Annotated in this window: 23 protein-coding genes and 3 tRNA genes; 14 read left to right on the top strand and 12 right to left on the bottom strand. The window is 71.4% G+C overall.

What is annotated here, in order from left to right:
- Nucleotides 1-2: 2 nt before the first annotated feature.
- The gene (locus KGA66_RS15975; RefSeq protein WP_211468914.1) at nt 3-1,004 is read right to left on the bottom strand and encodes an RDD family protein; all 1,002 of its coding nucleotides are present in this window, start codon (nt 1,002-1,004) and stop codon (nt 3-5) included.
- 119 nt (nt 1,005-1,123) lie between these two features.
- On the opposite strand from KGA66_RS15975, the gene KGA66_RS15970 reads away from it, so the two are divergent.
- Both KGA66_RS15970 and KGA66_RS15965 read left to right on the top strand, forming a co-directional pair.
- Nucleotides 1,124-1,786 (top strand): DUF5819 family protein, encoded by a 663-nt coding sequence (locus KGA66_RS15970; RefSeq protein ID WP_211468913.1) that lies wholly within the window; start codon nt 1,124-1,126, stop codon nt 1,784-1,786.
- Nucleotides 1,783-3,375: a DCC1-like thiol-disulfide oxidoreductase family protein gene (locus KGA66_RS15965; protein WP_211468912.1), complete on the top strand. Its 1,593-nt coding sequence runs from the start codon at nt 1,783-1,785 to the stop codon at nt 3,373-3,375. The genes KGA66_RS15970 and KGA66_RS15965 overlap by 4 nt, the downstream gene beginning before the upstream one ends.
- Here KGA66_RS15965 and KGA66_RS15960 read toward each other — a convergent pair.
- The 8 genes from KGA66_RS15960 to KGA66_RS15925 all read right to left on the bottom strand — a co-directional run bounded on the left by KGA66_RS15960 (nt 3,280) and on the right by KGA66_RS15925 (nt 13,232).
- Nucleotides 3,280-3,930, bottom strand: coding sequence for an IclR family transcriptional regulator (locus tag KGA66_RS15960; RefSeq protein ID WP_211468911.1), 651 nt, complete (start codon nt 3,928-3,930; stop codon nt 3,280-3,282). The two genes, KGA66_RS15965 and KGA66_RS15960, sit on opposite strands and share 96 nt — an antisense overlap.
- Before the next feature lie 203 nt (nt 3,931-4,133).
- The gene (locus tag KGA66_RS15955) at nt 4,134-5,915 is read right to left on the bottom strand and encodes a DEAD/DEAH box helicase (protein WP_211468934.1); all 1,782 of its coding nucleotides are present in this window, start codon (nt 5,913-5,915) and stop codon (nt 4,134-4,136) included.
- Nucleotides 5,916-5,974: 59 nt separating this feature from the next.
- Nucleotides 5,975-7,444, bottom strand: coding sequence for an MFS transporter (locus KGA66_RS15950; RefSeq protein WP_211468910.1), 1,470 nt, complete (start codon nt 7,442-7,444; stop codon nt 5,975-5,977).
- A gap of 422 nt (nt 7,445-7,866) precedes the next feature.
- Nucleotides 7,867-10,401: a xanthine dehydrogenase family protein molybdopterin-binding subunit gene (locus tag KGA66_RS15945; protein ID WP_211468909.1), complete on the bottom strand. Its 2,535-nt coding sequence runs from the start codon at nt 10,399-10,401 to the stop codon at nt 7,867-7,869.
- The gene (locus tag KGA66_RS15940; protein WP_211468908.1) at nt 10,398-11,159 is read right to left on the bottom strand and encodes a (2Fe-2S)-binding protein; all 762 of its coding nucleotides are present in this window, start codon (nt 11,157-11,159) and stop codon (nt 10,398-10,400) included. Before KGA66_RS15940 ends, KGA66_RS15945 begins: the two co-directional genes overlap by 4 nt.
- On the bottom strand, nt 11,156-12,247 hold the full coding sequence (locus tag KGA66_RS15935; RefSeq protein ID WP_211468907.1) for an FAD binding domain-containing protein: 1,092 nt from the start codon (nt 12,245-12,247) through the stop codon (nt 11,156-11,158). Before KGA66_RS15935 ends, KGA66_RS15940 begins: the two co-directional genes overlap by 4 nt.
- A gap of 5 nt (nt 12,248-12,252) precedes the next feature.
- Entirely contained in the window at nt 12,253-12,537 is a 285-nt protein-coding gene (locus KGA66_RS15930) for a DUF3039 domain-containing protein (protein ID WP_211468906.1), read from the bottom strand.
- Between the two features lie 122 nt (nt 12,538-12,659).
- Complete coding sequence (locus KGA66_RS15925; RefSeq protein WP_211468905.1) at nt 12,660-13,232, bottom strand: YqgE/AlgH family protein; 573 nt, start codon at nt 13,230-13,232, stop codon at nt 12,660-12,662.
- 384 nt (nt 13,233-13,616) lie between these two features.
- On the opposite strand from KGA66_RS15925, the gene murA reads away from it, so the two are divergent.
- Complete coding sequence (gene murA / locus KGA66_RS15920) at nt 13,617-15,026, top strand: UDP-N-acetylglucosamine 1-carboxyvinyltransferase (RefSeq protein WP_211468904.1); 1,410 nt, start codon at nt 13,617-13,619, stop codon at nt 15,024-15,026.
- Nucleotides 15,027-15,093: 67 nt separating this feature from the next.
- A complete protein-coding gene (locus KGA66_RS15915; RefSeq protein WP_211468903.1) occupies nt 15,094-16,077 on the top strand; it encodes a quinone oxidoreductase family protein in 984 nt (327 codons plus the stop codon).
- 194 nt (nt 16,078-16,271) lie between these two features.
- Here the strand turns inward: KGA66_RS15915 and KGA66_RS15910 are convergent, their stop codons facing one another.
- Entirely contained in the window at nt 16,272-17,678 is a 1,407-nt protein-coding gene (locus KGA66_RS15910) for an NAD-dependent malic enzyme (RefSeq protein WP_211468902.1), read from the bottom strand.
- Between the two features lie 151 nt (nt 17,679-17,829).
- Here KGA66_RS15910 and KGA66_RS15905 point away from each other — a divergent pair, with 151 nt between their 5' ends.
- Together KGA66_RS15905 and KGA66_RS15900 are read left to right on the top strand one after the other, a co-directional pair.
- Complete coding sequence (locus KGA66_RS15905; protein ID WP_211468901.1) at nt 17,830-18,372, top strand: GNAT family N-acetyltransferase; 543 nt, start codon at nt 17,830-17,832, stop codon at nt 18,370-18,372.
- Between the two features lie 50 nt (nt 18,373-18,422).
- Nucleotides 18,423-18,506 (top strand) — tRNA-Leu (locus KGA66_RS15900).
- Between the two features lie 373 nt (nt 18,507-18,879).
- Here the strand turns inward: KGA66_RS15900 and KGA66_RS15895 are convergent.
- Nucleotides 18,880-19,485 carry a malonic semialdehyde reductase gene (locus KGA66_RS15895; RefSeq protein ID WP_211468900.1) on the bottom strand — a complete coding sequence of 202 codons (606 nt, stop codon included), beginning with the start codon at nt 19,483-19,485 and terminating at the stop codon, nt 18,880-18,882.
- Nucleotides 19,486-19,593: 108 nt separating this feature from the next.
- The gene (locus tag KGA66_RS15890) at nt 19,594-21,312 is read right to left on the bottom strand and encodes a hypothetical protein (RefSeq protein ID WP_211468899.1); all 1,719 of its coding nucleotides are present in this window, start codon (nt 21,310-21,312) and stop codon (nt 19,594-19,596) included.
- Between the two features lie 294 nt (nt 21,313-21,606).
- Between KGA66_RS15890 and KGA66_RS15885 the strand changes: the two genes are divergently transcribed.
- The 8 genes from KGA66_RS15885 to KGA66_RS15850 all read left to right on the top strand — a co-directional run bounded on the left by KGA66_RS15885 (nt 21,607) and on the right by KGA66_RS15850 (nt 26,717).
- Nucleotides 21,607-21,679 (top strand) — tRNA-Thr (locus KGA66_RS15885).
- Between the two features lie 65 nt (nt 21,680-21,744).
- Nucleotides 21,745-21,817: transfer RNA gene (locus KGA66_RS15880), tRNA-Met, on the top strand.
- Nucleotides 21,818-21,929: 112 nt separating this feature from the next.
- Nucleotides 21,930-22,094, top strand: a complete 165-nt coding sequence (gene rpmG, locus KGA66_RS15875) for a 50S ribosomal protein L33 (protein ID WP_211468898.1) — start codon at nt 21,930-21,932, stop codon at nt 22,092-22,094.
- 212 nt (nt 22,095-22,306) lie between these two features.
- On the top strand, nt 22,307-22,813 hold the full coding sequence (locus KGA66_RS15870; RefSeq protein ID WP_211468897.1) for an FAS1-like dehydratase domain-containing protein: 507 nt from the start codon (nt 22,307-22,309) through the stop codon (nt 22,811-22,813).
- The gene (locus KGA66_RS15865; protein ID WP_211468896.1) at nt 22,813-23,232 is read left to right on the top strand and encodes a MaoC family dehydratase; all 420 of its coding nucleotides are present in this window, start codon (nt 22,813-22,815) and stop codon (nt 23,230-23,232) included. Before KGA66_RS15870 ends, KGA66_RS15865 begins: the two co-directional genes overlap by 1 nt.
- Complete coding sequence (locus KGA66_RS15860; protein WP_211468895.1) at nt 23,229-24,311, top strand: UDP-N-acetylmuramate dehydrogenase; 1,083 nt, start codon at nt 23,229-23,231, stop codon at nt 24,309-24,311. Before KGA66_RS15865 ends, KGA66_RS15860 begins: the two co-directional genes overlap by 4 nt.
- 67 nt (nt 24,312-24,378) lie before the next feature.
- Nucleotides 24,379-24,969: a TetR/AcrR family transcriptional regulator gene (locus KGA66_RS15855; RefSeq protein WP_211468894.1), complete on the top strand. Its 591-nt coding sequence runs from the start codon at nt 24,379-24,381 to the stop codon at nt 24,967-24,969.
- Nucleotides 24,970-25,157: 188 nt separating this feature from the next.
- A complete protein-coding gene (locus tag KGA66_RS15850; protein ID WP_246507933.1) occupies nt 25,158-26,717 on the top strand; it encodes an MFS transporter in 1,560 nt (519 codons plus the stop codon).
- Nucleotides 26,718-26,749 lie beyond the last annotated feature (32 nt).

Below are 26,749 nucleotides of genomic sequence, written 5' to 3'. Positions count from 1 at the left end.
CACTACGCACGTATACTCAGCGTGCCGCTCAGCTTCTCGTGCAGGCCCTGCCGATACGGCCGCCCCCACAGGATCCCGCCGAGCGCCAGCACGTCGACCAGCGGGATCAACGCGAGCAGCCAGAACACGAATGCGCGGGCCGCGGCCGCGCCGCCGGTCGCCACCTCGGCACTTTCCGCGGTCACCACCTGCACGCCCACCAGGCGGCGTCCGGTGGTCTGCCCGCTGCGCGGCAGCCGGTAGCCCTCCAGGACGATCGCCGTGAGCAGCACGACGGCGAGAGCGCCGGCCCACAGCGCGATCCCCGTCGTGTCCATGCCGAGAGTGCGGTACGTCGTCTTGGCGTGCAGCCGCAACTGATCCACGTACGCGTGATCATGCCGGTGAGCGATGAGCAGCAGGGTGACCGTGGCCGGCAGTGACAGAACGACGGCGATGCAGACGTCGATGATTCGCGCCAGGATGCGTGAACCGGCCGAGGCCAGTTCGACGACGCGAACCGCGGGTTGGGACTTAACCGCCGGCTCGGGCGAACGGTAGAGACCGGGTATGGCGTCGAACGGCGAGCCGCCCGCGGCCCAGTTTGAACCGGGGGCCGTGCGGCCGGCGAACGCGGACGGGACGACCATCGTCGCCACCGAGGTCGGGACCTCGGCCCCGGCGGACGCCGCGGCGCCTTGATCGGCGGGCGCCTGAGCAGGCGCCTGGTCGGCTCTCTGCGCGGGCGGCTGCGCCAGCTGGGCCGCGACGGACTGCTGGAGCGCGGCCTGGTCGTATTCGTACGCGCTGGCGGCCGCGACCGAAGCCTGCCCGGCGTAAGTCTGCGCCTGCGTCTGTTCCCGTGCCCGTTGTTGCTCTTGCTGATACGGCGGCTGAGCCGGCTGCTGCGAGACTTCCGGCGCGGGCCGGCTCGTGCCCGGCACCCACTGCGTGCCGTCCCAGTAACGGATGTACCCCGGTATCGACGGATCGGCGTAGTAGCCCGCCTCTGGTCCAGTGCTCATGACTGCGCCCCGCACTCCCCTAAGTCGTCGCGTCACCGCAACTCTCCCACGGAGATTAGCGGAAAAGGACCCTGTCGAAGCAGCCCCGGCGTCCCGCGGCCGCGAGTACGCTCGGCGCGATGAGCGCCTCGACTCCCGCGACCGGCACCCCGGCCGGGCATGAGCCGGCTGCGGCGCCGGCGCGGCTCACCCGGCGCTGGTCCCGGGCACTGGTCAGCGGGGCGACGCTCACCGTGGCCGCTGTCGCCTCGGTGCACTTGGCGGCCACCTTCCTCTACAACGCGCCGGCGAACCCGGTGTCCCAGCGCTACGCCGAAGCCGTGCACTGGTGGATGGATCCGCTGTTCAGCCAGAACTGGCGGCTGTTCGCGCCGAACCCGATCTCGGAGAACCTGCGGATCGAAGCGCGCGCGAGCCTCGACCCCGACGGCCGGACGACCGGGTGGATCGACCTGTCCGCCCAGGACGAGGCGACGGTCCGCGGCGATCCCGCCCCCGGCCACCTCGCCGAGAACAGCCTGCGCAACGCCTGGCTCCAATACGCCCAGACACATGACGGAAACGGCAATCCGACGGGGCCGAACTCGGAAATCATGCGGCAGTACCTGCTCAACGTGGTGTTCGACCGGCTGCGCGGCCAGGTCGGCGGCGCCATCGGCTCGGTGCAGATCCGCGCGACCACGACCCTGATCCCCGGCCCGGGCCGCACCGCCGCCCAGAGCGCCCCGCAGACCAGGACTCTCGACTGGTGGGCGGCCGGCCGCGGCGGGAGCACGGCGTGAACGGCGCACCCGGCACGGCCGAGGGTCCGCTCGCACGCGCGCTGTGGTGGTTCGGCGACCGCTACGAGACGGTCACCACCCGCCTTGTCGCCGCGCGCGGTCTGGCGGTACTGCGGATCGGCTACGGCGCCGTGTGGGTGCTGTTCCTGCTGCGCGAGTGGGGAGAACGGGACGCCGCGTGGGGCCCGGATTCGGCCTGGAGCCCGGCGCTCGACCGCGCGTACGCCGCGAACCGCGGCTGGCCCGGGCCGATGAGCGCCTGGTTCACCGCGGTCGCGGGACTCACCCGCACCCAGTTCGATCTGTTCTACCTGGCCGCGATCGCGCTCGGCGCCGCCTTCGCGCTCGGCTGGCGCACCCGGGTCGTCTCCGTCCTGTTCGCGGCGATCGTCGTGGCGCTGGAGAACCGGTCCCCGTTGATCACCGACGGCGGCGACAACGTGCTCACACTGATGTCGATCTATCTGGCGTTCACGGCCTGCGGAACGCATTGGTCTCTCGACGCGCGCCGGAAGGCCGCGAAGGCGCGCCGCCACGCGCCCGCGCAGCACGAAGCAGAGGCCGGAGACGTGCCCGGTTGGCGAGCCGAACTGGCCGAGGCCCGGCGGCGCGTGCTCACGGTCGCGCACAACGGCGCCGCGCTCGTCATCGCCGCGCAGGTCTGTGTCGTCTACGGCACCGCCGGGCTGCTCAAGGTGCAGGGCTCGATGTGGCAGGACGGGTCGGCGCTCGGGTACGTCCTGCGACTGAACTGGTTCCATCCCTGGCCCGGCCTGTCCGCCTGGCTGGCCGGGCACGCGATCGCACTGACCGTCGCCGGATACGTGACGGTGTTCGTGCAGGCCGGCTTCCCGTTCATCGTGTTCAGCCCGCGGCTGAAATACCCGGCGCTGGCCGTGCTCGTCGTCATGCACGTGTCCATCGCGATCCTGCTCGGCCTGCCGTTCTTCTCCGCCATCATGCTGATCGGCGACGCGGTCTTCCTGCCGGACCGGTTCTGGGCGGCGGCCGGGCGGCTACTGGCCGCACCGGCTTACGCTCGACGCATGAGTGCAGCGACAGCAGCGCCGGCCGAGACCGTGCGCCCCACCCTCGTCTTCGACGGCGACTGCGGCTTCTGCACCGCCTCCGTCCACGTGCTTGAACGCTGGTGCCGGCCAGAGGTGCGCTTCGTACCCTGGCAGCGGCTCGACCTGGCCGCGCACCGGCTGACCCGGGAACAGGTCACCACGTCCGTGCAATGGCTGCCGGTCACCGCGGACGCGCCGATCCGCTCGGGCGCGGCGGCCGTGGCGCGGGTCCTGCTGCGCTCACGCCGGCCGTGGCGCCCGCTCGGCGCGCTCATGCTCATGCCGCCGATCTCCTGGCTGGCCGCGGCCGCGTACAAGGTGATCTCGGCCAACCGCTACCGGCTGCCGGGCTCGACCCCGGCCTGTGCGGTCGGACCGGACACGCAGTCGCCGCGCGGGGGCGACGTGCCGCCCGCTTCGCTCTCAGCGCAGCGCCTTGGCGACCTCGGCGGCGGCGCGCACGATGCGGGGACCGGTGCGGGCCGGGTCGAGCTCGCCGAACGAGATCACACCGACTGAGGCCTCGATGCCCGGCACATCCACCACCGGGGCCGCGATACCGAACGCGCCGACCTGCAACTCTCCCTGCGTCACGATGAACGTCTTCGTGCCGTTGTCGCGATAGGCCACGATCGCGCGCCCCGCCGCGCCCCGGTCCAGTGCGTGCCGCGAACCCACCCGGTAGGCGACGTGGTAATCCGTCCACGTCGGCTCGACCACCGCGACCGCCAGCGCCTCCGTGCCGTCCACCACCGTCAGGTGCGCGGTCGCCCCGACCTCCTCCGCCAGCCGGCGCAGCGGGATCGCGGCCGCGTCGCGCAGCAGCGGCTGCACCCGGCGGGCCAGCGCGAGCACCCCGATGCCCAGCCGCGCCCGCCCGGCCACGTCGCGCCGGGCCAGCCCGTGCAGTTCCAGCGTGGCCAGCAAACGGTAGACGATCGTGCGGTTGACCCCGAGGTGGTCGGCCAGTTCCGTGACGGTCAGCCCCGTGGGCGCGTCGGCCAGCTCTTCGAGCGCACGCAGGCCCCGGTCCAGGGTCTGCGAGGTCTCCGGGTGGTGCGCGGTCGTCGTCACAGCGAGAGTCTAGGCCGTGTCTAAGAAGTAGCGTCGGATAAGGTCGCGGCGTCTGGCGCGTGCGATCGCAAGGCGGCGGGGCATCCTCATACCGGGTCGTCTGTGGATGTTCCGCCAACACAGCGAGCGTGTGTGGCAGGCGTCGCGACCCCGGCGATACTTCTCAGACACGGCCTAGGCCGCACGGTCGGCAGACGCTGTGCTCAGCCGCGTTCGACGGCCCACCTGCGCACCGTGTCGATCCGGCTGCGCAGCTCGGCGGCGGTGGCCTGCGCGGTCGGCGGCCCGCCGCAGCTGCGCCGCAGGTCCGCGTGGATAACCCCGTGCGGCTGCCCGGTCTGATGGTGCCAGGCCCCGACCAGAGTGTTCAGCTCTCGGCGCAGTTCCAGCAACTGCTGGTGGCTGACCACCGGGCGCTGCTCGGCGGTCACCGCCGCCGCGCCGTCACCGTGGCCGGCGCCCTGCCGCTGCCGGGAGAGCTGCCGCGCCTGCCGCTTCTGCAGCAGAGTACGCACATGCTCGGGCTCCAGCAGGCCGGGGATGCCGAGGAAGTCCGCCTCCTCGGCGCTGCCGACCTGGGCCGCGACACCGAACTCGCCGCCGTCGAAGAGCACCCTGTCGAAGGTCGCCTCCGACTCCAGGGCCTTGAAGGTGAACTCCTCGAACGGCGCCTCGTCCTTCGTCGCGTTGGCGTCCGCGAGCAGGTCCTCCTCCTCGCTCCACAGGTCGTCCTCGCCGCGCTTCTTGCGGTCGAGCACGTGGTCGCGTTCGAGTTCGAGCTCGCCTGCGAACTGCACCAGCGACGGCACCGACGGCAGGAAGACCGAAGCCGTCTCGCCGCGCCGCCGTGCGCGCACGAAACGGCCCACGGCCTGCGCGAAGAACAGCGGTGTCGAGATCGACGTCGCGTACACCCCGACGGCCAGCCGCGGCACGTCCACGCCCTCGGACACCATGCGCACGGCGACCATCCACTTGTCCTCGGACTCGCTGAACTTCGCGATCCGCGTGGACGCCTTCGGATCGTCCGAGAGCACGACGATCGCCGACCGGCCGGTGATCTCCCGCAGCATCTTCGCGTAGGCGCGCGCCGTGTTGTGGTCCGTGGCGATCACGAGCCCGCCGGCGTCCGGCACGGCCCGGCGTACCTCCTCGAGCCGCCGGTCCGCGGCGCGGAGCACCGCGGGCATCCAGTTGCCCTCCGGGTCCAGCGCGGTGCGCCAGGCCTGCGCGATCGCGTCCTGTGTCATCGGTTCGCCGAGGCTCGCGGCCACCTCGTCACCGGCCTTCGTGCGCCAGCGCATCTGCCCCGCGTAGGACAGGAAGATCACTGGACGCACCACGCCGTCCGCGAGCGCCGCGCCGTACCCATAGGTGTAGTCCGCGACCGAGCGGCGCGCGCCCTCGGCGTCCGGGGCGTACGTCACGAAGGGGATCGGCGCGGTGTCCGAGCGAAACGGCGTGCCTGTCAGCGCCAGGCGGCGCGCGGCCGGCTCGAAGGCCTCCGAGACCGCCTCACCCCAGGACAGCGCGTCGCCCGCGTGGTGGACCTCGTCCAGGATCACCAGGGTTCTGCGATTTTCCACCCGCCGCCGGTGCAGCATCGGGTGCGCGGCCACACCCGCATAGGTGACCGCGATACCGGTGTAGTCCCGCGAGGTGCCCCCGGACGCGCCCGAGTACGTCGGGTCGATCCCTATCCCGACCTTCTTCGCCGCCTGCGCCCACTGGTGCTTCAGATGCTCGGTCGGCGCCACGACCGTGACCTGCTGCACGATGTGACGGTCCAGCAGTTCGGTGGCGACCCGTAGCGCGAAGGTCGTCTTGCCGGCGCCGGGGGTCGCCACCGCGAGGAAATCCCGCGGCGCGCCTTCCAGATACGACTTGAGCGCGGCCTGCTGCCAGGCGCGCAGCCGGCCCGCGGTACCCCACGGGGCTCGGTCGGGATAGGCCGGGGACAGGTGGGATGCCGCGGACGTACTCAGTGTTCTGCCCCCTATTCGGTACCGCCGTCGAATGTAGCCGCCGTCGAAAGCCGCGCAGACTACCGTACCCGGACTCGGGGCGCGATCAGCCAACCGGCGAAGCCGACGACGATGAACAGCCCGTAGATCAGCACGAACACCGGCCGGTCGGCCGCGGCCGAGGTGTGCAGCGCGTGATAGAGCGCACCGGCGACGGCTATCGACAAGGTGCTGCCGAGCCCGTCGGCCACCTGCAGCGAGGCGGAGTTGGCGCCCTGGTCGCCCGGCTCCGACAGCTCCAGAGTCAGCACACTGACATTCGGCCAGATCAGCCCCATGCCCCCGGCGGCCAGGAACATCGCCGCGGCCGCGGTCCACTGCGGGCTGCGCGGGCTGATCGCCGCGACCGCGCCGAGCAGCGCGACCGTGGCCAGCCCGGCGCCCAGCCGGACCACGGCGGCCTGAGTCAGCCGCGAGCGCAGGAACGGCCGGTTGATCGACCACGCCGCGAACGCCCAGCTCACGGCCGCCCCGGCGAGGGAGAGCCCGGCCGTCATCGGGCTCAGGCCGCGTTCCTGAACGAGCATCAGCGGAATGAACGCCTCGATGCCGAAGTACGTCGCCGCCATCAGCCCGCGCAGCGCGACCACGGTCGGCAGCCCGCGGCCGGCTCGGAACAGTCCGCGCGGCAGCAGCTTCGGCACGCTGTAGACGAGCAGGGCGAGCGCCAGCGGCACCAGCAGGGCGCCGATCCAGTCGAGCCGCTGACTGCCGAACTGGAACAAACCGGCACCGAGCGCGGTCAGCGCGGCGCGCACGCGGACGGTGCGCAGCCTCGCGGCGTCCACGCCCGGGGCGGCGCCGGACGATGTCGCCGCCTGCGGCCTGGGCAGGTCCGGCAACCCGCGCAGCGCCCGGGCGATGAAGGCCAGCGGCAGCACGATGCACGCCGCGACACCGAGGAAGACCCAGCGCCACGATGCCCGCTCGGTCAGCAGCCCGGACACGAACGGCCCGATGATCCCGGGCAGTACCCAGCAACTCGCGAGCGCCGAGAAGGCCTTGCTGTGCAACCGCTCCGGGTACGCCCGGCCGACCAGCACGAACAGCGAGACGATCACCATCCCGCCGCCGAGGCCCTGCACCGCGCGCCCCAGGACGAACTGCGCCATGCTCGTCGCGGTACCGGCGGCCAGCAGCCCGGCCCCGAACAGCGCGATCCCGCCGAGGTACGGCAGGCGCGGCCCGCGTGCGTCGGAGCGCTGCCCGGCCAGCACCATGCCCAGCAGACTGAGCGTCAGATAGGAGCTGAAGGCGAGTGAGTAGTACGGCAGGCCGTGCAGATCCGCGACGGCGACCGGCATCGCCGTGCTCACGGCCATCGCCTCGAACGCGGTGAGCAGCACCGAGATGATGATGCCGATCGTCACCGCCAGATATCTCGGCGAGAACAGTCCGTCGGTGCCGGTGCCGGTGCCGGTGCCGGTGCCGGTGGTCACGCCCGGCGGCGAAGGGGCGCCGGCGCCCGAGGTCTCGACGGAGGTGGCCATCGCCCAAGCCTACGTCATGGGCGCAAGCCATTTTTGGCTATTACCCGGACCGGGTGCCACCGCTCTCGCTCTCCTCGGGCTCTGCGCGCCCTCCGGTCGCGTGCGTGCGCGGCGACGGCCTGGGAAGGCTTGCCCTACCGCCTGATCCGACTGGAACGAGCGCCGTGAGGACCGCCAGAGTGACGGCCACGAGACCCACGCCCGCCAGCGCAGTCCGCAAGCCGGCGGCGGCCGCCGTCAGCCCCACCGCGGCCGGACCGACGAGGAACCCGGCGTAGCCGAGGGTGATCACGATCGAGACGGCCGAGGCGCGCCGAGCGCGCGATCAGGGCTCGAACCCGCCCGCGCTTCATGTCGCCGCCGCCTCGCAGAAGCCGACCTCTCTTCGTCCGGCCCGTCCGGCCCCGAGCCAGACACCGCCCTCACAGCACCGGCCCGGTCTCCCACGGCCGGATCGGGATCGCCGTGCGGTGCGCGCTCAATGCGTCACGCGCGGCGCAGGCCAACGCCGCCGCGGCCGCCGCATGCGCGATCCGGCCCACCGGCTGATAACCCAGCGGCAACGGCGCCGAGAAACCGCGCCGACGCAACGCCGTCGTCTCCAGATCCCCGATCGACGACTGGACCGGCGGCAGGACATCCACCTCGGGCAGATCCAGCGCCGTCGGCAACTGCGCACACGCAAGCGCCCCCGCATACGCCCGTGCGCCCGGCGCCTCGTCCGCGAACACCGCGGAAGCCGCCGACATCACCCCCGCCGCGATCGCCGCCTCGATCCGGCCCGGCACCAGCGCGCGACCCACGTCGTGCGCCGCCGTCACCCGCACCGGGCGCAGCAACCCCAGTTCCGTGTCGGCGTCCACCACCGCCCGATGCGCCGCGAAAGCCACATGCGCCTGACCCGGTTCCGGCACGAACACGCCCGGCTGCGCCGGCCCCGAGCCACGCACCCGGAACTCACCGTCCGCCAGATACACCGCCGCACCGCGCAACGCCGCCCGGTACACCTCGTCCAGCGGACGGGACAGCATCCCGTCGTAACTCACGACCCGGTCCCCGCGCACCTCAAGCAACTCGGGCGAGATCGCCAACTGAGCCCCGACCGCTTCCAGCGCCTGCGCGCGCACCGCCTGTGCGGCCCGCTGCACGGCCATACCGTGCAGCCACGCGGCGCGCCCCGACGCGAGCGGAGTCGCCGGAAGCGCACCCGGCGCGGTCGGTCGGCGCACCAGCACCCGCTGCACACCCAACACCTCGCGCACGATCCGCCGCAGCATCGCATGCTGCCCCGCCCCGGTGTCCACCATCGCGGTGCTCACGTGCGCGATCGGCCCGTGCACATCCGAGGTCAGCGCGACCTGCGCCGTCGCCAGTTCCTCCGGCAGCCCCGGCGGAACCAGGTCCACCATCGCCAACGCCACCCCGACGCCGCGCCGCAACCGGGTCATCTCCCCGGTCCGCCCGATCGTGCCCGGGAACTCCCGCACGTCCGGGCCCGGCGGGAACGGCGGCACCGAGGCGTCCAGCACCGCCGCGACCAGCTCCGGCAGCGCGTCCGCCGCCGCGACCTTCCGGCCGTCCGGCAACCGGTCCCCGGTACGCATCAGATTCTTGACACGCGCTTCCAGCCCCGACACGCCGAGCGCCGCCGCGACCGCGTCCATCTGAGCCTCGGCGACCACCGCCGCGAGCGCCGCGCCGCCGCCGGGCCACGGCGCCAGCGGCGGGTTGTGCGTGCGCACCACCCAGCCCTGCACCTCCACCTTCGGCACCCGGTACGGCCCCGCGGCCAGCCGGCAGTACTCGTCCAGCAGCGCCTCCGCCGCGGCCGGCTCCGCGCCGCCGTCGATCACCAGCTCGACGCGCACCTCCCGCAGCGTCCCGTCCGCGTCCGCCACGTGGATCGCGTGCACCCGAGCCGCCGGCTCCGCCGTCCCGGCAGGCCAGTGCCCGACGCTGCCGTCCACCGCCTTCACCGGCCGGCCGGTGCGCGCGGCCAGCAGCGCCGCGGCGACCCGCAGGTCCGCGTCGTCCGCGATAGCGCCGCCGGTGAACGGCGCGGGCACCAACCGGATCTCGCCCTCCGGCCGGCCCAGCGCGGCGGCCAGCGCGCGCCGGTCCCGGCCCGGGTCCACCGTCAGCGTGTGGATCTCGATCGCGTCGCCGTGTGGAACGGCGAACACGGTGCCCGGTCCGGCCGGCCAGTTCGCCGGCCGGGCGAATTCGTACCCGTGGATGACGGACACCGACCGCGACGGTTCGGGTTCGGCCTGCGCGCCGTCCCCGCCCTCCGGTTCGCGCGAATCAGGCTGCGCTCCCGGCCCTCGACCGGGCTTCAAGCCCTGGAACGCCTCCGCGCGGCGAGCGGACGGCGCGTTCTTGCGCAGTTCGGCGGCCGCCGCCACCCGGTCGACCGCGTCCCGTCCCGTGGTGAAGAAACGGTGCGCCGCGATGTTGCCGTCCTCGTGGATCGGCTCCGCGTTGAACGCCTGGCGCGGATCGGTCAGCGGCTCCTGCGGCCGATAGTCGATCACGACGGCGCTCAGCGCGGCCCGCGCGATCGCCGGATGCTCGGCCGCGGCGATCGCGACACACTGCCCCAGGTAGTCGACCTGGTCCACGCCCAGCCCGGGCCCGGCGAGCACGGCGTGCACACCCGGCATCGCCTCAGCCGCCGACGTGTCGCAGCCCTCGATGACCGCTCGGGCGTGCGGGCTGCGGATCATCGCGGCCCACAACATGCCCGGCGCACCCAAGTCCGCCGCGTACGGGTAACGGCCGGTCGCCTTGGCCGCCGGCACCACCCTCCCGATGCCGTCCCCGGTCGCCGGGCTCGGCTCGGTGAGATTCGGCCCGTACTCGGCCAGCTCCGACTCGACCGGCTGCGCCGCGCCGCGTTCCGCATCCGGCAGCTGTTCGCTGATCAGGAAACCTGGCAGGGACGTGGGGGTGCTCACGACCTGGCCCCGGCCTGCTCATGCTCGCTGTCGTTCTCGCCCGCCCGGGCGCGCCCGCCCGGCTGCGTGCGCTCACCGGCCTGCGCCGGCACCCGCGGATAGATCGGCGACTCGTGCGGCGGCTGCGGCTCGGCCTGCAACTCCCGCTCGGCCTGCAACTCCCGCTCGGCCTGCGCGTCCTGAGCGTCCTGAGCCGAAGCGTCGGCCTGGGCTCGGGCCTGGGCCTGTTTGTGAGCCAGCGTCTTCGCCGCGTCCCGCGTCGCCGCGATGAACCGCTCCGGCGGCAGGCAACGGCAGCGGTGCCCACTGAGCGTCTCCCGGATGGCGGCCGCGCTCGGCTTGCCGTTGTGCGCCAGCAGCGCGCGCATCTCCATGCCGATGCCGGGCAGGCAGAACCCGCAGCCCGCCCCCGCGTGCACGGCCAGCGCAGCAGCCACCGGGTCCGGCTGCGGTACCGCGTGCACCTCGGGAGTCTCGATCGCCAGGCCCGTCGCGGCGACCGCGGGCACCAGGCAGGCGGTGGTGGGCCGACCCTCCATCAGCACCGTGCACGCCCCGCACTCGCCTTCCCCGCAGCCGTCCTTCACCGCGGTGAAGCCCAACCGCTCCCGCAGCACGAACAGCAGATTCTCGCCGACCCAAGCGCCGGTCACCCGCTGCGGCGCCCCGTTGACCGTGAGCTCGAAATCAACGGTCGGCCAGCCGCCGGACCCGGCCCCGGCGTGTGCCCCGGCCTCACCCGCATCCGCTTCGCTCACGCGCCCGCTCCCCTCGAAAGGCCGCCGCCCGGAGGTTGGGCACCCGGCATCTGCCCCGGCACCGGCGGCTCAGGCGGCAGGCCGCGCTCCGCGCGTTCCACCCGGGCCCTGTTGCGCACGAACTCCGCACGCTGCTGGTATTGCGCGACCTGCTCCAGCCACCCGGCCGGCGGCAGCGCCCGCACGAGCGCGCGGCGCGCGCAGACCTCCGCCGCCTGCTCGCGGTAGCTCTGCGGCACCGCGACGGTGGTCCGGCCCGCCGGCCCGGCCGAACCCGGCACCACCAGACCCTCCGCGATCAGCCGGGCGAACCGCGGGTACGTCGTCGGATCCGGGATCGCGCCGTTCTCCCAGTCCACATGCTCGGCCAGCCATTGCCCCGCATGGTCCACCCGCACCGCCAGCGGCGAGAAACCGCCGATCGCGCACGTGACCGTCCGGGCGGATAGGTCCGCCGCCAACGCGAAGGTGACCAGCGAACGGGCCGCCCCGGCTCGCGTGCCCACCTTCATGAAGCCCTGCCGTCCGCCGCAGGTAGGCACCCGCAGCGCGGTCAGCAGCTCGCCCGGCCGCAGATTCACGCCGCCGTCCCGCGCGTACAGCTCCGCGACAGGCAGTTGCCGCCACCCCTGCTCAGACCGGCACACCGCCACCGCGTTCAACGCGACCAGCACGGTCAGCAGATCGCGGGTCGGCGCCGCGGCGGCCGGCCCGCCGGGCCGCTTGCCCGACAACAGATTCCCGCCCAGCGTCGCCCGGCTGCGGACACCGGGCGAGGCGATCGAGCGCGCCGCCTGGGCCAGGGCGGGCAACACGCCGCGCACGTCGCTCTGCATCAGGTCGGCGCACGTCGTCGCCGAACCCAGCACGATCTCCTGGTCCCCGAACCAGACCCCGCGCAGTTCCTCGATCCGATCGAGCACGACCAGGCAGGACGGACGCAGCGCCCCGGAGTTGACCAGGGTCATCACCTCGGTGCCCCCGGCCACCAGGGTCGCTTGCGGGCACGCCGTCATCGCGTCCAGCGCCTCGCGCACCGATCCGGGGAACGCGACCGCCCGGTCGGCGACCGCGGTCCCCGAGTCCATCCCGGCTACTTCTCGCCGCCGGAGGAGTCTTCGTCGTCGTGGAAGAACCGCGGGTCGTCGAAGATCTCCTTGCACGTGGGGCAGATCGGGAAGCGGCTGGGATCACGACTTGGTACCCACACCTTGCCGCACAAAGCCGTCACCGGGGTGCCGAGCACCAGCGCCTCGGTGATCTTCTCCTTCTCCGCGTAATGGGAAAACCGCTCGTGATCGCCGTTGTCGGTGCTGTAGTCGACCCGCTCATCGGTGATCGTGGCGGTTCCGCCCGAAGGTTGCTCTGCCGTACTCATGAGGCGAGTCTACGAGTGCATCCGGCCCGCTGTGGAGCGGATGGCGATACGGAATGACACGCCGCAGCTCACCCGGCATGGCGAGCGGTGCACGGCGGGTCGGTTCAGCGCGGACGGGCGGCTCAGTTCAGCGCCGGGTCCTCCGGGAACGTGGAAAGCAGCGCCAGTTCGCCGCGCTGCCGCCGCAGCACGGCCCGCCAGGTGCGGTCCGGGTCCAGCGTGAAGGCGTCACCCGGCGCCGGATCGACCACGTACCAGGCGCCCTGCGCCAGTTCCCGCTCCAACTGGCCGGAACTCCAGCCCGCATACCCCGCGTAGACCCGGAAAGCCGATATCTCCGCCGCCAGCATCTCCGGCGGGATGTCCAGATCCACCAGCCCGAGATCCCCGTGCACCCGGCGCCACCCGAGTGGTTCGCCCGCCCCCGGGCGCGGCACCGAGCGCAACTCGGCCAGGCCCAGCGCCGAATCCAGCGCCACCGGGCCGCCCTGGAACACCATCGGCAGCGGCTCGGCCAGTTCGCTCCAGGCCGGCAACACCTCGCGGACCGGTACCGCAGTCGGCCTGTTGACCACCACTCCAAGCGTGCCGTCGCCATCGTGGTCGAGCACCAGCACCACGGTACGGTCGAAATTCGGGTCCACCAGGAGCGGGGTGGCGACCAGCAGCCTGCCGGTCAATGCGACCTCGGTCATGGAGCCATCCTCTCAGGAGGATCATCCCGCGCCGAGTCCAGGACCCGAGTGGCGCCGGCGATTCGCGCCGCTCGGGCGGTGCCGCCGCCGGAGCGCGGCACGCCTCCGGCCGCCCGGATCGACTCACCCTTCTCACCGAACCTCATCGTCACGGCAGCCGGCCGCCCGCGCCCCCGCCGCGCTGATCCGCAGGCCGCCGGCGCCCCCGGCTCCGGCGGATCGCTTGTTCGAACCGGCCCGGCGCGGTGTTGGTACGCGACGGCGCGCGTCTGGCAGACTGGGCGCTTGTTCCGTCCCGAGCTCCGAAGGGCCGATTGAGAGACAGGCCGGGTCGGGACTTCAAGTCCTGAAGCGCCCGCCCGGGCCAAAGCAGACCACGGAGCTATGAACAGCACATCCGCCACCATCCTGCCCCGCCCCCTCGCGCTGGACGCATCCGCCTCCGCGCTGCGGCCGGACCGCATCCATGTCACCGGCGGCACGCCTCTCACCGGCGAGGTCACCCTGCGCGGCGCCAAGAATCTGGTGCCCAAGGCCATGGTCGCGGCGCTCCTGGGCAGCGGCCCGAGCCGCCTGCGCAACGTGCCGCAGATCAGCGATGTGCACATCGTCACCGGCCTGCTGGAAGCGCACGGCGTCACCGTGCGCACCGGCGAGGTCCGCGACGAACTGGTCCTCGACCCCACCTCGGTGGACAAGGCGGACCACGCCGAGATCGCCGCGCACGCCGGCGAAAGCCGCATCCCGATCCTGCTGTGTGGCCCGCTGCTGCACCGCATCGGCCACGCATTCATCCCCGACCTCGGCGGCTGCCGCATCGGCGACCGGCCGATCGACTTCCATCTCGACGCGCTGCGGGCGTTCGGCGCGGTCGTCGACAAGCGAGCCGACGGCCTGCACCTCGAAGCACCGCAGCGGTTGCGCGGTACGAAGATAACGCTGCCTTACCCGAGCGTCGGCTCTACCGAGCAGGTGCTGCTTACCGCGGTGCTCGCCGAGGGCGTGACCGAACTGCGCAACGCCGCCACCGAGCCGGAAATCGTGGACCTGATCGCGATCCTGCAGAAGATGGGCGCGATCATCTCCGTGCTCGACAACCGGGTCATCCACATCACCGGGGTCGACCGGCTGGAGGGCTACACGCACCGCGCGCTGCCCGACCGGCTGGAGGCCGCGTCGTGGGCCTGCGCGGCGCTGGCCACCGGCGGCGACATCCTCGTGAGCGGCGCGCAGCAGGGCTCGATGATGACCTTCCTGAACGTCTTCCGCCGGGTCGGGGGCGCCTTCGAGGTCGATGACACCCCGGGCGCCGCGGGCATCCGCTTCTGGCACCCCGGCGGCGCGCTCAAGACGCTGGCGCTGGAGACCGACGTGCACCCCGGGTTCCAGACCGACTGGCAGCAGCCGCTCGTGGTCGCGCTGACCCAGGCCCAGGGGCTCTCGATCGTGCACGAGACCGTGTACGAGAAACGGCTCGGCTTCACCAACGCGCTGGTCTCGATGGGCGCCCAGGTGCAGTTGTACCGCGAGTGCCTCGGCGGTACGCCCTGCCGGTTCGGCCAGCGCAACTTCATGCACTCCGCGGTGATCTCCGGCCCGACCAAGCTGCACGCCGCCGAACTGGAGATCCCCGACCTGCGCGCCGGCTTCTCCTACCTCATCGCGGCGCTCGCCGCTCAGGGCACGTCGACGGTGCACGGCATCTCGCTGATCAACCGCGGCTACGAGGACTTCGCGTTCAAACTCGGCGCCCTCGGCGCCCGCTTCGAGTTCGGCGAGAACGCCGTCGACTGAGGCCCGGAATACCGGCGCCGTCAGGGCACTTCTGGTTCGATGGATATCGACCAAAGTGGAGGCATGCATGGAAGCGATCGTCGTCACCAGGACCGGCGGGCCCGAAGTACTGGAGCACACCGAGGGCGCAGAGCTCACCGCGGGACCGGGCCGGCTACTGGTCCGGGTCGCCGCGGCGGGTGTGAACTTCATCGACACGTACTTCCGCGTCGGCGCCTACCCGAGGCCGCTGCCGTTCACCCCGGGTGGTGAGTTCGCCGGCACGGTCGAGGCGGTCGGCGAGGGGGTGACCGGGTTCGAGGTCGGCGACCGCGTCGCGTCCGTGGACAGCGTCAGCGGCAGTTACGCGCAGCACACGCTCGTCGACGCGGCCAGGGCCGTGCGCATCCCGGAGCGGATCGCGCTGGAGACGGCCGCGGCGGCGCTGTTGCAGGGCCTGACGGCGCATTACCTGACCACCTCCACCTGGCCGATCCAGAAGGGCCAGACGGCGCTGGTCCACGCGGCCGCCGGCGGCATGGGCCTGCAGCTCACACAGATGATCAAGGCACGCGGGGGCCGGGTGATCGGCACGGTTTCCACGCAGGAGAAGGAGGCCGTCGCCCGGGCGGCCGGCGCGGACGAGATCATCCGCTACACCGAGGTCGAAGACCTTCCGGCGGCCGTGCGCGCCGTGACCGAGAACGGCCGCGGCGTCGACGTGGTCTACGACGGGGTCGGCAAGACGACCTTCGACGCATCTCTCGCCTCGCTGCGGCCGCGGGGCCTGCTGGCGCTCTACGGCGCGGCCAGCGGTCCGGTCCCGCCGTTCGAGCTGCAACGGCTCAACTCGGGCGGCTCGCTGTTCGTCACCCGGCCCAGCCTCATGCACTACATCGCCACGGCCGAGGAACTGGCCTGGCGCGCCGGCGAACTGTTCACCGCGGTGGCTTCCGGTGACCTGTGCATTAACGTCGGCGCGCGTTACCCGCTGGCTGAGGCTGCTGCCGCGCACACCGCGCTCGAGTCCCGCGCGACCACCGGCAAGGTCCTGCTGATTCCAGGGCAGTGATTCCAGGGCAGTGATCCCCGGGCAGCGACCCTGACCAGCGACCCCGGGCAGCGACCCCGGGCAGTGATCAGCGGACAGTGATCAGCGGCCTCTGCGGGGATCCACGGCGCAGAAACCGCAGGACCCGGAAATGCCGCCCTACGACGCCCTCCCCACGCTGCGCGAGCGGTGTGTGTGGGGGCGTCGTAGGGCTCTTACGACCCCCGCTCCGCGTCCACCGCCGCGCGCACCGCCGCGGCCACCGCCGGGGCCAGGTGCGGATCGAAGACCGACGGCACGATGAAGTTCGCGTTCAACTCGTCCTCCTTCACCACGTCGGCCAGCGCCCGCGCCGCCGCGAGCAGCATCGCCAGCGACACCTTGTGCCCGTGCGCGTCCAGCAACCCGCGGAACACGCCGGGGAACGCCAGCACGTTGTTGATCTGGTTCGGGAAGTCGCTGCGGCCGGTCGCGACCACCGCGGCGTGCTCCCGCGCCGCGGCCGGATCGACCTCCGGGTCCGGGTTCGCGAGCGCGAACACGATCGCGTCAGGCGCCATCGTCGCGATGTCCTCGCCGGTCAGGATGTTCGACGCGGAGACGCCGATGAACACGTCCGCGCCGACCAGCGCCTCGCGCAGCGTCCCGGTGTAACCGCCCGGATTGGTGTTCTGCGCCACCCACCGCAGATCGGAGTCCGGTCCGCCGAGATCGTCGCGCCCCGCGTGCACCACACCGTGGTAGTCGGCCACGGTGATGTCCTTCGCGCCGGCCTCCCGCAACAGCCGAAGGATCGCGGTGCCGGCCGCGCCCGCGCCCGAGCCGACGATCCGCACCCGGCCGATGTCCTTGCCGACCACCCGCAGCGCGTTCGTCAACGCGGCCAGCACCACGATCGCGGTCCCGTGCTGGTCGTCGTGGAAGACCGGGATGTCCAACTGCTCGCGCAGCCGCCGCTCGATCTCGAAACAGCGCGGCGCCGAGATGTCCTCCAGGTTGATCCCGGCGAAGCCCGGCGCGATCGCCCTGACGGTGCGGATGATCTCCTCGGTGTCCTGGGTGTCCAGGCAGATCGGCCACGCGTCGATGCCGGCGAAACGCTTGAACAGCGCCGCCTTGCCCTCCATCACCGGCAGCGCCGCCTGCGGGCCGATGTTGCCGAGCCCGAGCACGGCCGATCCGTCGGTCACCACCGCGATCGCGTTGCGCTTTATCGTCAGGCGGCGAGCGTCCTCGGGATTCGCCGCGATCGCCATGCAGACCCGCGCGACACCCGGTGTGTACGCCATCGACAGGTCGTCGCGGTTGCGCAGCGGAACCTTCGACTGCATCTCGATCTTGCCGCCGAGGTGCAGCAGGAACGTGCGGTCCGAGACCCTGCCGACCTGGATCCCGTCGATGGCGTCGATGGCTTCGGTGATCCGCTTCGCGTGCTCGCTGCTGGACGCCGCGATCGTCACGTCGATGCGGAGCCGTTCGTTTCCGGAGCCCGAGACGTCGAGCGCGGTCAGCGCGCCGCCGGCCTCCTCGACGACCCGGGTCAGCTGCGAGACCGCGCTGCCGCGCGCGGGCGCCTCAAGCCGCACCGTGATCGAATACGAGACGCTGGGCTGCGCCGTCATCGCGATCGCCTCTCTCCGCGGTTCGTCGTGCGAAGCCATGCTGTCACGCGCCGCCGGTCCGGCCTGCGGCGATCGCGTGTTCCCGGCTGTGATTCCACTCTCACACGAAACCTGCGAAGCTGGATCGATGCTCGCGCAGCACACGTTTCCGATGACCGAGCTGACGACCGAACGGCTCGTGTTGCGCGCGCACCGCGAGCGGGACATCGAGCCGACGGTGGCGATGTACGCCGACGAGTTGTCCGAGCGCTGGCTGAGCAACCCGAGGCCCTACACCCTCGAAGACGCTCGCCGCTGGTGCGTGGACACCGTGCACCTGCTGCGTGCGATGGGCGATGGTGTCCACTGGGTGATCAGCGACGCGCGGTCGGGCTGCTACCTGGGCGGTATCGGTGTGAGGGGAACGGACTGGCTGCGCCGCTGCACCGAGATCGGTTACGCGGTCACGCCGTCGGCGCGCGGCCGCGGCTACGCCCCCGAGGCGCTGCGGGCCGCCGCGCAGTGGATCCTGCGCGAGCAGGGCTTCAACCGCGTGGAACTGTTGGCGGCCACGGCGAACACCGCCTCCCAGCGCGTGGCCGAGAAGGCCGGCTTCGTGCGCGAGGGCGTTGCCCGCAACCGCGGTTTCACGCACGAGGGCCAGCAGGACATGGTGGTCTTCTCCCTGATCCCGGGCGATCTCGCACGCCGGTGACGGCGATCGTCGATGCGCGGGCGCGGGCCGGTGCCGTACGATGATTGCGCGCGCGAGTGGCGGAATGGCAGACGCGCTGGTCTTAGGAATCAGTGCCCTGATAAGGCGTGCGGGTTCGAATCCCGCCTCGCGCACCGGTCAAGCCGACGGGTCCGCTTCCGGGCAGAGCGCAGCGGCGATCCGCAGGCCTCGTCGGCCGGCGGCACGCGGGCAGATGCCGCCCGACGACCCGAGAAGCGCGCGAGCACGCCGCGCGCCTCGAAGACCACCTGGTCGAATCCGCTCGTCGCGCGGGCGACCATTCGAGCCGTCAGCTGACGCACCCACAGATCCGGCCGGCCCCGGATCCTCATCACTCGATCGTGGCAACTCGGCGACGGTTCCCCCGTGGATGTCGCGGCGTTATGCGCTATGGCCCGCCGGGACGCGGCGGGCCATAGCAGCGTGCTGAAATGTGCTGAGATGCGCTGGAATCGAGTCCGCGCGGGCGGGCCCGGTCCCGCATGCTCAGACGGTGGAGACCACCTGATCGAACTCGAGGCGAGGGCTGCGGGCGAACCAGGCGTTCTCGGCGGGCTTGCCGATGTTCACCACGACGAGGGACCGGTACTGCGAATCGGCGAAGAACTCGCCGTCGACGCCGTCGGCGTCGAAACCGGTCATCGGACCCGCTGCGAGACCGGCCGCGCGTACGCCGAGGATGAAGTAGCCGACCTGCAGCAGCGCGTTGAACTTCGCCGTGTCGAAGCGGTGCGGCTTGCCCTTGAACAGGTCCTGAGCCCCCTGAAAGTGCGGGAACACGGCGGGCAGGTGCTCGTGGAACTCGGGGTCGTAGGCGAGGATCGCCGTCAGCGGCGCGGTGGCGGTCTTGGCCTTGTTGCCGTCGCTCATCCGCGCGACCAGACGCTCACGAGCCTCGGGGGAGCGAACCAGCACCACGCGCAGCGGCTGGATGTTCATCGAGGTCGGCGCGTACTTGACCAGGTCGTAGATCGCCGCGACCTGCTGCTCGGTCACCGGTTCGTCGGTGAACGCGTTCGCGGTGCGGGCGGAGCGGAACAGCAGATCCTGGGCGTTCTTGTCCAGTTGGAGAACGTTGTGCAGCTCGGTCATGGGAACGGGCTCCTGAATGCTCGCTTCGGGATCGGGTGGGTACCTCACCCTGCAACTACGTTGAATCTTAAACTATTCCGGCCGGATGTTGTTGAATCGCGCTTCAGTTCAGCCGGGGAGCCCGGAGCCGCCGCGGGCCAGCGCGCGCGAAGCCCCCGCGACGATCGCGATGCCGAAGGCCCAGCCGAGATAGGGCAGCCCCCATGCCACCACCGCGGCGAATCCGTGCGACTGGAACGCGTCGACCTGCCCGAAGTGCACGATGGGGACGAATAGATCCGCAGCGTAAAGCGCCGGGTAATACACGACGTGCTCGTCCGGGCGGATCTGCGTCGGCCGGTCGACGGTGAAGTACCCGATCGCCGCCAACTGAATCAATATGCTGAATAATACGGCGCGCATCGGACGGTATCCGTAGCCGACCAGCGTGCCGAACATCATGCCGACGAACCGGTCCCATCGCCGGCCGTCCGTGCGCCGTACGCGCTCCTTCTCGATCAACACGGCGCGGGCGTCCTCTTCGTGCCCGAGCGCCCGGTAATAAGCGGCCATGAACTCGTAGGGCTGCGCGCGGTAGCCGCCGTGTTGTCGGCGCAGCAGCGCCAACCGCTCCCTGCCGGGCAGATACGGGTCGAACGCGTTGTACGTGAGGCCGTCGAGCAGCACTTCTTGCGGCCAGGTTTCCGGCCCGCCGTCCCGGATCGTCGCGGCCGCCGCGTGGTAGAGCGTGATCGGACCGCGGTTCGGGGCCATGCCTACCAGGTCGAGGTGACCGCCGATGCGGACACCGACCAGCCGGACCTCTCCTTCCGCGTGGAAGCCGTGTGTGAGGTAGAGGCCGCGCGCCACCTGCATCCCGCCACAGTGCAGCGCGGCGCTGCTCCCGACCGAGACGAGATGCGCGTCGCGGAAGGACAGGACTCCGCCGAAGTTCGCGCCGATGAGCGCGACCTGGCCCTCGGCGCGGAAGCCCTTGTCGAAGAGGCCGTCGCCGCCCGTGGTGAAGTTCTCCCCCTCCAACGCGATGCCGTGCGCCGCGGCGGCGTCGGTGATCTCGGTGCCGGAGAACAACGCCATCCCGTCGACCTGAGCGCCGGGCATCCTGAGCTGGCCGCGTATATGCGCGTAGCCGAACAGGAGGCTGCGGCCGATCTGGGCGCCGCCGAGGTTGACGGCGATCTTGCCGGGATAGTGCACCGTGCAGCGGATCAGGTCGAGCACGGCGCCGATTCGCGCGCCGATCAAGCACAGCGGGCCGTCGCAGTGCAGTGCCCGCGCGGCCAGGTCGGTGTCGACGGTGATCTCGTCGAGGTGAAGCGCGAAGTCGGGACCGCCGACGACGCGTACGTCGTTCAGCTTGAGCGAGCCGCGCACGTGTGCGCCTTCCGCCATGATCCGGCCGGTGTGAGATCCGGTCAGGTCGATGGACTTGGCGACCGCCTCGTCGAGTCGCAGGGTGTCCTCGATGCGGCAGCGGCGCAGTGTCAGCGGCACTTCGATCTGCCCGTGACGCAGATCGATCTGTCCGACGACCCGGGCGCCGATGATGCGGACTCCCGCGGTGCGGCCCGGGACCGGTCTGCGCGCTCCGAGCGCGAGGGCCGCGATCACGGCCGCGCGTATGGTCCGCTCTTCGCCCCACCGCGCGGCGCGTGCGGGATCGTCGAGGTCGGGGTCTCCGGACAGGTACTCGACCGTCGCGCCGTAGGGGAACGCGTCCCAGAGGCGGCGTTCAGCCCGGCTCAGGGGCGGAAGCCAATCGGGGACGTCGTCGCCTGGTGCCTCGACAGTCGCGTTGTCCCAGCCCCCGTCCGCGCCGGCGCTCATACCCGAACCAGTGCCCATATCCGAATCTGGGCCCGCCTGCGCACCTGTGCTCGCACCCGTGCCCGACCCCGAGTGAGGAGCGGCCCCCGCATCGGCCCCCGCCTGTTGTGTCACAGGGATTATGGTGGCGTATCCGCGGGCGCGGCGTCCGCCCCTCGGTCCGCTCGCCGGGCGGCCGGGTGTTCGTGCACTACAACCGAGGGACGTCCGCGCGGTCGGGCACCGGGCGCGACTCGCCCGGGGAGAAACCGGATTTCGCTGCGGCCGGTCCGCCGTGTATGGTTTTCCTCGCTCGCCCCAATAGCTCAGTCGGCAGAGCGTCTCCATGGTAAGGAGAAGGTCTACGGTTCGATTCCGTATTGGGGCTCTGTGATCGGCGGCCCGCCCGTGACGACTTGAACGAGCGTCGACCGGCGGGCTTTGTCGGTCCATGGCGGTGTAGCTCAGTTGGCAGAGCAAGCGGCTCATAATCGCTGTGTCACCGGTTCAAGTCCGGTCACCGCTACCCGAAGTGTCACCAGCAGTACCGCGCGGGCGTCCGAGGCATCCGGTTCGATCGGGTAGCCTGTTGTGGTCCGCTTATCAGCCTGTCCCGTTCGCAAGTAGGAGTCGCTCCCGTGGCCGCTACCGACGTCCGCCCGAAGATCACGCTGGCCTGCGTGGAGTGCAAGGAGCGGAACTACATCACCAAGAAGAACCGGCGCAACGACCCGGACCGCCTGGAGATGAAGAAGTTCTGCCCGCGCTGCGGCAAGCACACCTCGCACCGCGAGACGCGGTAGCCGCGCCGGCCTTCCGGAAGCCGCCAGCCCTGCGCAGTGATCACCGTCCAGCTGTGACCACGGCGCGCAGAACATGGCGGCTTCTGTCCGTGTTCGAACACGACACGGCGCTGTGCGACGCAGCGTTCGCTGGTCAACGCAGCGCTCACTGCGACGCGGCGCCCGTTCTCGCGCGGCGCGGGCGTCCCGAGTAGAGGGGTGGCGGCCGAGCCATGCCGCTGGATCAGTCGTTCGTCGGGCGGACGTATCCGCCGAGCGCGCCGTACGAGGTGGGCCGGGAGAAGATCCGGGAGTTCGCCACCGCGGTGCGTGACCTGCACCCGGCGTACTTCGACCCCGAAGCCGCCAAGGCGCTCGGGCACCCGGACGTGATCGCCCCGCCGACGTTCCCGGTCATCATCGCGATCCCGGCCTCTCTGGCCGCGGTCAACGACCCGGACTTCGGCCTGGTCGGTGCCTGGGTGGTGCACGGCGACCAGCGTTTCGTCTACCAGCGGCCGCTGCGCGCGGGAGACCGGATCCAGTGCGAGGTCACCATCGAGGCGATCAAGTCCATCGCCGACAGCGACATGATCACCCTGGTCAACGATCTGCGGACGGTAGAAGGCGAGCCGGTGTGCTCGGTGCGCTCGCTGTTCGTGGTGCGTCAGACCGAGTCCGAGCCGGCCGGGGACACGACGACGCGGACGGCTGCCACGACACAGGCAGGGGAGTCCTGATGCCGCGCTACGAGGAGTTGGCGGTCGGCGACGAGCTTCCGTCGCAGTCGTTTCCCGTCGACCGGGCCGACCTGGTCCGCTATGCCGGAGCCGCCGGGGACTTCAACCCGATCCACTGGAACGAGCGCTTCGCGCTCCAGGTGGGGCTGCCGGGCGTGATCGCGCACGGCATGTTCACCATGGCCCAGGCGATCCGCGTGGTCACCGACTGGGTCGGGGATCCGGGAGCGGTCGTGGAGTACGGGGTGCGTTTCACCAAGCCGGTCGTCGTCCCCGACGACGGCGTCGGCGCCGGCGTCGAGGTCTCGGGGAAGATCGGCGCGCTGCTTGAGGGCAACCGGGTGCGGGTGGAGCTGACCGCGATGAGCGCGGGGCAGAAGGTGCTGGGCCGCGCGGTGGCGGTCGTGTCGGTGCCATGACGGGCGGATATGAGCACGCCGTCACGCTCGCGCCGTACACGACGTTGCGGCTCGGCGGGCCCGCCGACCACTTCTTCACCGCGGACACGGACGCGAATCTGGTCGCCGCGATCCGGGATGTGGAGGGTCACGGCGATGACCTGCTGATCCTCGGGGGCGGATCGAACCTCGTGATCGGGGACGAAGGTTTCCGCGGCACGGTGGTGCGTATCGCCACGACGGGTGTGACGATCCGGGACGGTTTGATGTCCGTGGCGGCGGGCGTGGGATGGGACGACGTGGTCGCCCAGGCCGTCGACGAGGGTCTCTCGGGTATCGAATGCCTCTCCGGCATCCCGGGACTCGCCGGCGCGACGCCGATCCAGAACGTCGGCGCCTACGGCCAGGACGTCAGCCAGACCATCGTGATGGTCGACGCCTACGACCGCGTCGCCGAGCGGATGGTGTTGCTGGACAACGCCGACTGCGCGTTCACCTACCGGCACAGCGTGTTCAAGGACGCGGTGCTGACGGACGCGGTGTCCGGTGAAGCGAGGTCCGCGGGGCGTTACGTCGTCACGCGCGTGCATTTCCAGCTTTCGGACGCCGGGGGGCTTTCCGCGCCGATCCGGTACAAGGACGTGGCGAGCGCTCTCGGCCTGGCGGTCGGCGAGCGCGCGCCGCTGAAGGCGGTGCGCGAGGCCGTGATCGAGCAGCGGCGCCGCCGCGGCATGGTGCTGGACCCGGCGGACCACGACACGTGGAGCGCGGGTTCGTTCTTCACCAACCCGATTCTCGACGCCGGCGCCTTCGCGGCTCTCGCGGCGCGTTGTGAGACGCCGCCACCGCATTATCCGGAGCCGGACGGACGGTTCAAGACCTTGGCCGCCTGGCTGATCGAACAGGCGGGCTTCGGCAAGGGCTACGGCTCGGGGCCGGTGTCCCTGTCCACGAAGCACACCTTGGCGCTGACGAACCGGGGCGGGGCGAGCACGGCCGACCTGCTGCGTCTCGCCGCCGAGGTGCGCGACGGAGTCGCCGCGCGGTTCGGCGTGACGCTGGTGCCGGAACCCGCGTTCGTGCCGGACTTGACTTGGTAGTTATCGCTCACTAACTTACTTCCTGGGCGGAGACCTCCGTCCGGCGGCGCGGAAGGAGGTGGTTCGGGTGAGCCCCAGGATGTCGGCCGAGGACCGGCGCGAGCAGGTGATCAAAGAGGCGATCACCGTCTTCGCCAGGTCCGGCTATGAGGGCGCGACCACGGCCGCCATCGCCGCGCGGGTCGGGGTCTCGCAGCCCTACCTCTTTCGCCTGTTCCCGACCAAGAAGGCCCTGTTCCTCGCGGCCAGCGAGCGGAACATGGACGACACGCTGGGCCTGATGCGCGAGGCGGCGGGTGGCAAGAGCGGCCAGGACGCGCTCGAAGCGATGGGCCAGGCGTACCAGGAGAAGCTGCTGACGCACCGCGAGTGGCTGCTGATGCAGTTGCAGACCTTCGCGGCCTGCTACGACGAGGACGTCCAGCGGCAGACCCAGCAGTGCCTGCAGCGGATCTGGGACGAGGTGGAGAAGCTTTCCGGCCTGCCGATCGAGGACCGGGTGATCTTCTTCGCCAAGGGGATGTTCTGCAACGTGATAGCGGCCGCCGGCCGGCTCGACGGCATGGACTCGCCGTGGATGCCGGTGCTCGACGCGCTCAACGCACACACTCAGGCCCAGGCCCGATCCGAGTCTCCGTCTCAGCACGCGCGCAGTTGACGATCCGCGCCGCGCGAACCGGTTCGGCATAGCCGCTCCGCCGCGGTCGGCCGATCCGGCGCCGGGTATCCGGCGACACGGCACCTGACCAACCGCAGCTGACAGCGGTCTCCTCACCGACGAATCAAGCGGGTGGACTCCGGCAGCTCAAGTTAGTGATTGATAACTATTCATCGGAGGGGAAAACGATGACCGAGATGACCGACACACCGCCGCTCGACACACCGCCGCTCGACGCACCGTCACCAGACGCACCGCCGCCCGACACCGCTCAACACGCAGCCGCTACACGCACCGCGCGCAGCGACAGCCACGCGCCCGCCTCCGCCGAGGGCCGGGCGCCGCAGAGCGCCGTCATCGGCCACCCGGTCCGCACCTTCGTCATCACCGGCATCGCGATGTTCATGGCGCAGTTGGACAACCTCGTGGTGACCACGGCGCTGCCGTCCATTCAGAGGTCGCTGCACACCGGCCTCCAGGGCCTGCAATGGACCATCTCCGCCTACACCCTGACGTTCGCCGTCTTCCTGCTGACCGGATCCACGCTCGGCGACCGCTTCGGCCGCCGCCGGCTGTTCTCGCTCGGCCTGAGCCTGTTCACCGCGGCCTCGGTGGTCTCGGCGCTGGCGCCCAACATCGGCGTCCTGATCGCGGCGCGCGCGGTGCAGGGGCTCGGCGGCGCGATCGTGGTGCCGCTCACGCTCACGTTGCTGTCCGCGTCCGTGCGCCCGCAGCGCCGCGGACTCGCCGTCGGCGGCTGGAGCGCGCTCGCCGGGCTCGCGATCGCGGTCGGCCCGATGGTCGGCGGAGCGGTGGTGGAGAACGCCTCCTGGCAGTGGATCTTCTGGCTGAACGTGCCGATCGGCGCGGTCATCGTGCCGCTGTCCCGGTTCTGGCTGACCGAGAGCCGCGGCCCGGCGCAGCGGCTCGACCTGCTCGGCAACGCGCTGGTGAGCCTCGGCCTGTTCGGCGTGGTGCTCGGCCTGATCCGCGGCGGCTCGATCGGCTGGACCAACGCCGAGGTGCTGGCGGGCTTCGCGGCCGGCGCGCTCGCCCTGGCCGGCTTCGTCGTGCGCGAAGGGCGTACCGACCACCCGATGCTGCCGCTGCGCCTGTTCCGCGGCCGCTCGTTCCCGCTGATCAACCTCGCCTCGCTGCTGATGTTCTTCGGCATGTTCGGCTCGGTGTTCTTCCTGGTGCAGACCTTCCAGCTGATCTGGGGCTACTCGCCGCTGGCCAGCGGCGTGCGGATGCTGCCGTGGACGGCGATGCCGATGGTGATCGCTCCGCTGGCGGGCATCCTCTCCGACCGCATCGGCGGGCGCCCGATCGTCGCGGTTGGTCTGCTCTTCCAGGCCGCGGCGCTGGCCTGGCTCGCGGACGTGACCACGGTGAACACGCCCTACACGCACCTGCTGCCCGGCCTGATCCTCGGCGGCATCGGCAACGCGCTGTTCTTCGCGCCGATCGCCAACCTGGTGCTCGGCTCGGTGCGCCGCGCCGAGGAAGGCATCGCATCCGGGGTCAACAACGCGATCCGCGAGCTCGGCGGGGTGCTCGGCATCGCGGTCATGGGCGCGATCTTCGCGGGCCGCGGCGGCTACGGGCCGACCCGTACGCTCTCCGCCGCCCAGCACTTCATCAACGGCCTCCAGCCCGCCGTGTGGACCGGCGCGGCGGTCCTGGTGGTCGCGGCGCTCGCGATGTGGTTCGTGCCCAACCGTCGCAGGCAGGCTGCCGCCGGGTAAGATCGCGTAACTTTCACACCAGGGGCATCCGG

The organism is Actinocrinis puniceicyclus, from assembly GCF_018283645.1.
Taxonomy (GTDB): domain Bacteria; phylum Actinomycetota; class Actinomycetes; order Streptomycetales; family Catenulisporaceae; genus Actinocrinis; species Actinocrinis puniceicyclus.
The sequence above is the reverse complement of the archived record's forward strand: the minus strand, read 5'-3'. Positions and strand labels throughout refer to the sequence as shown.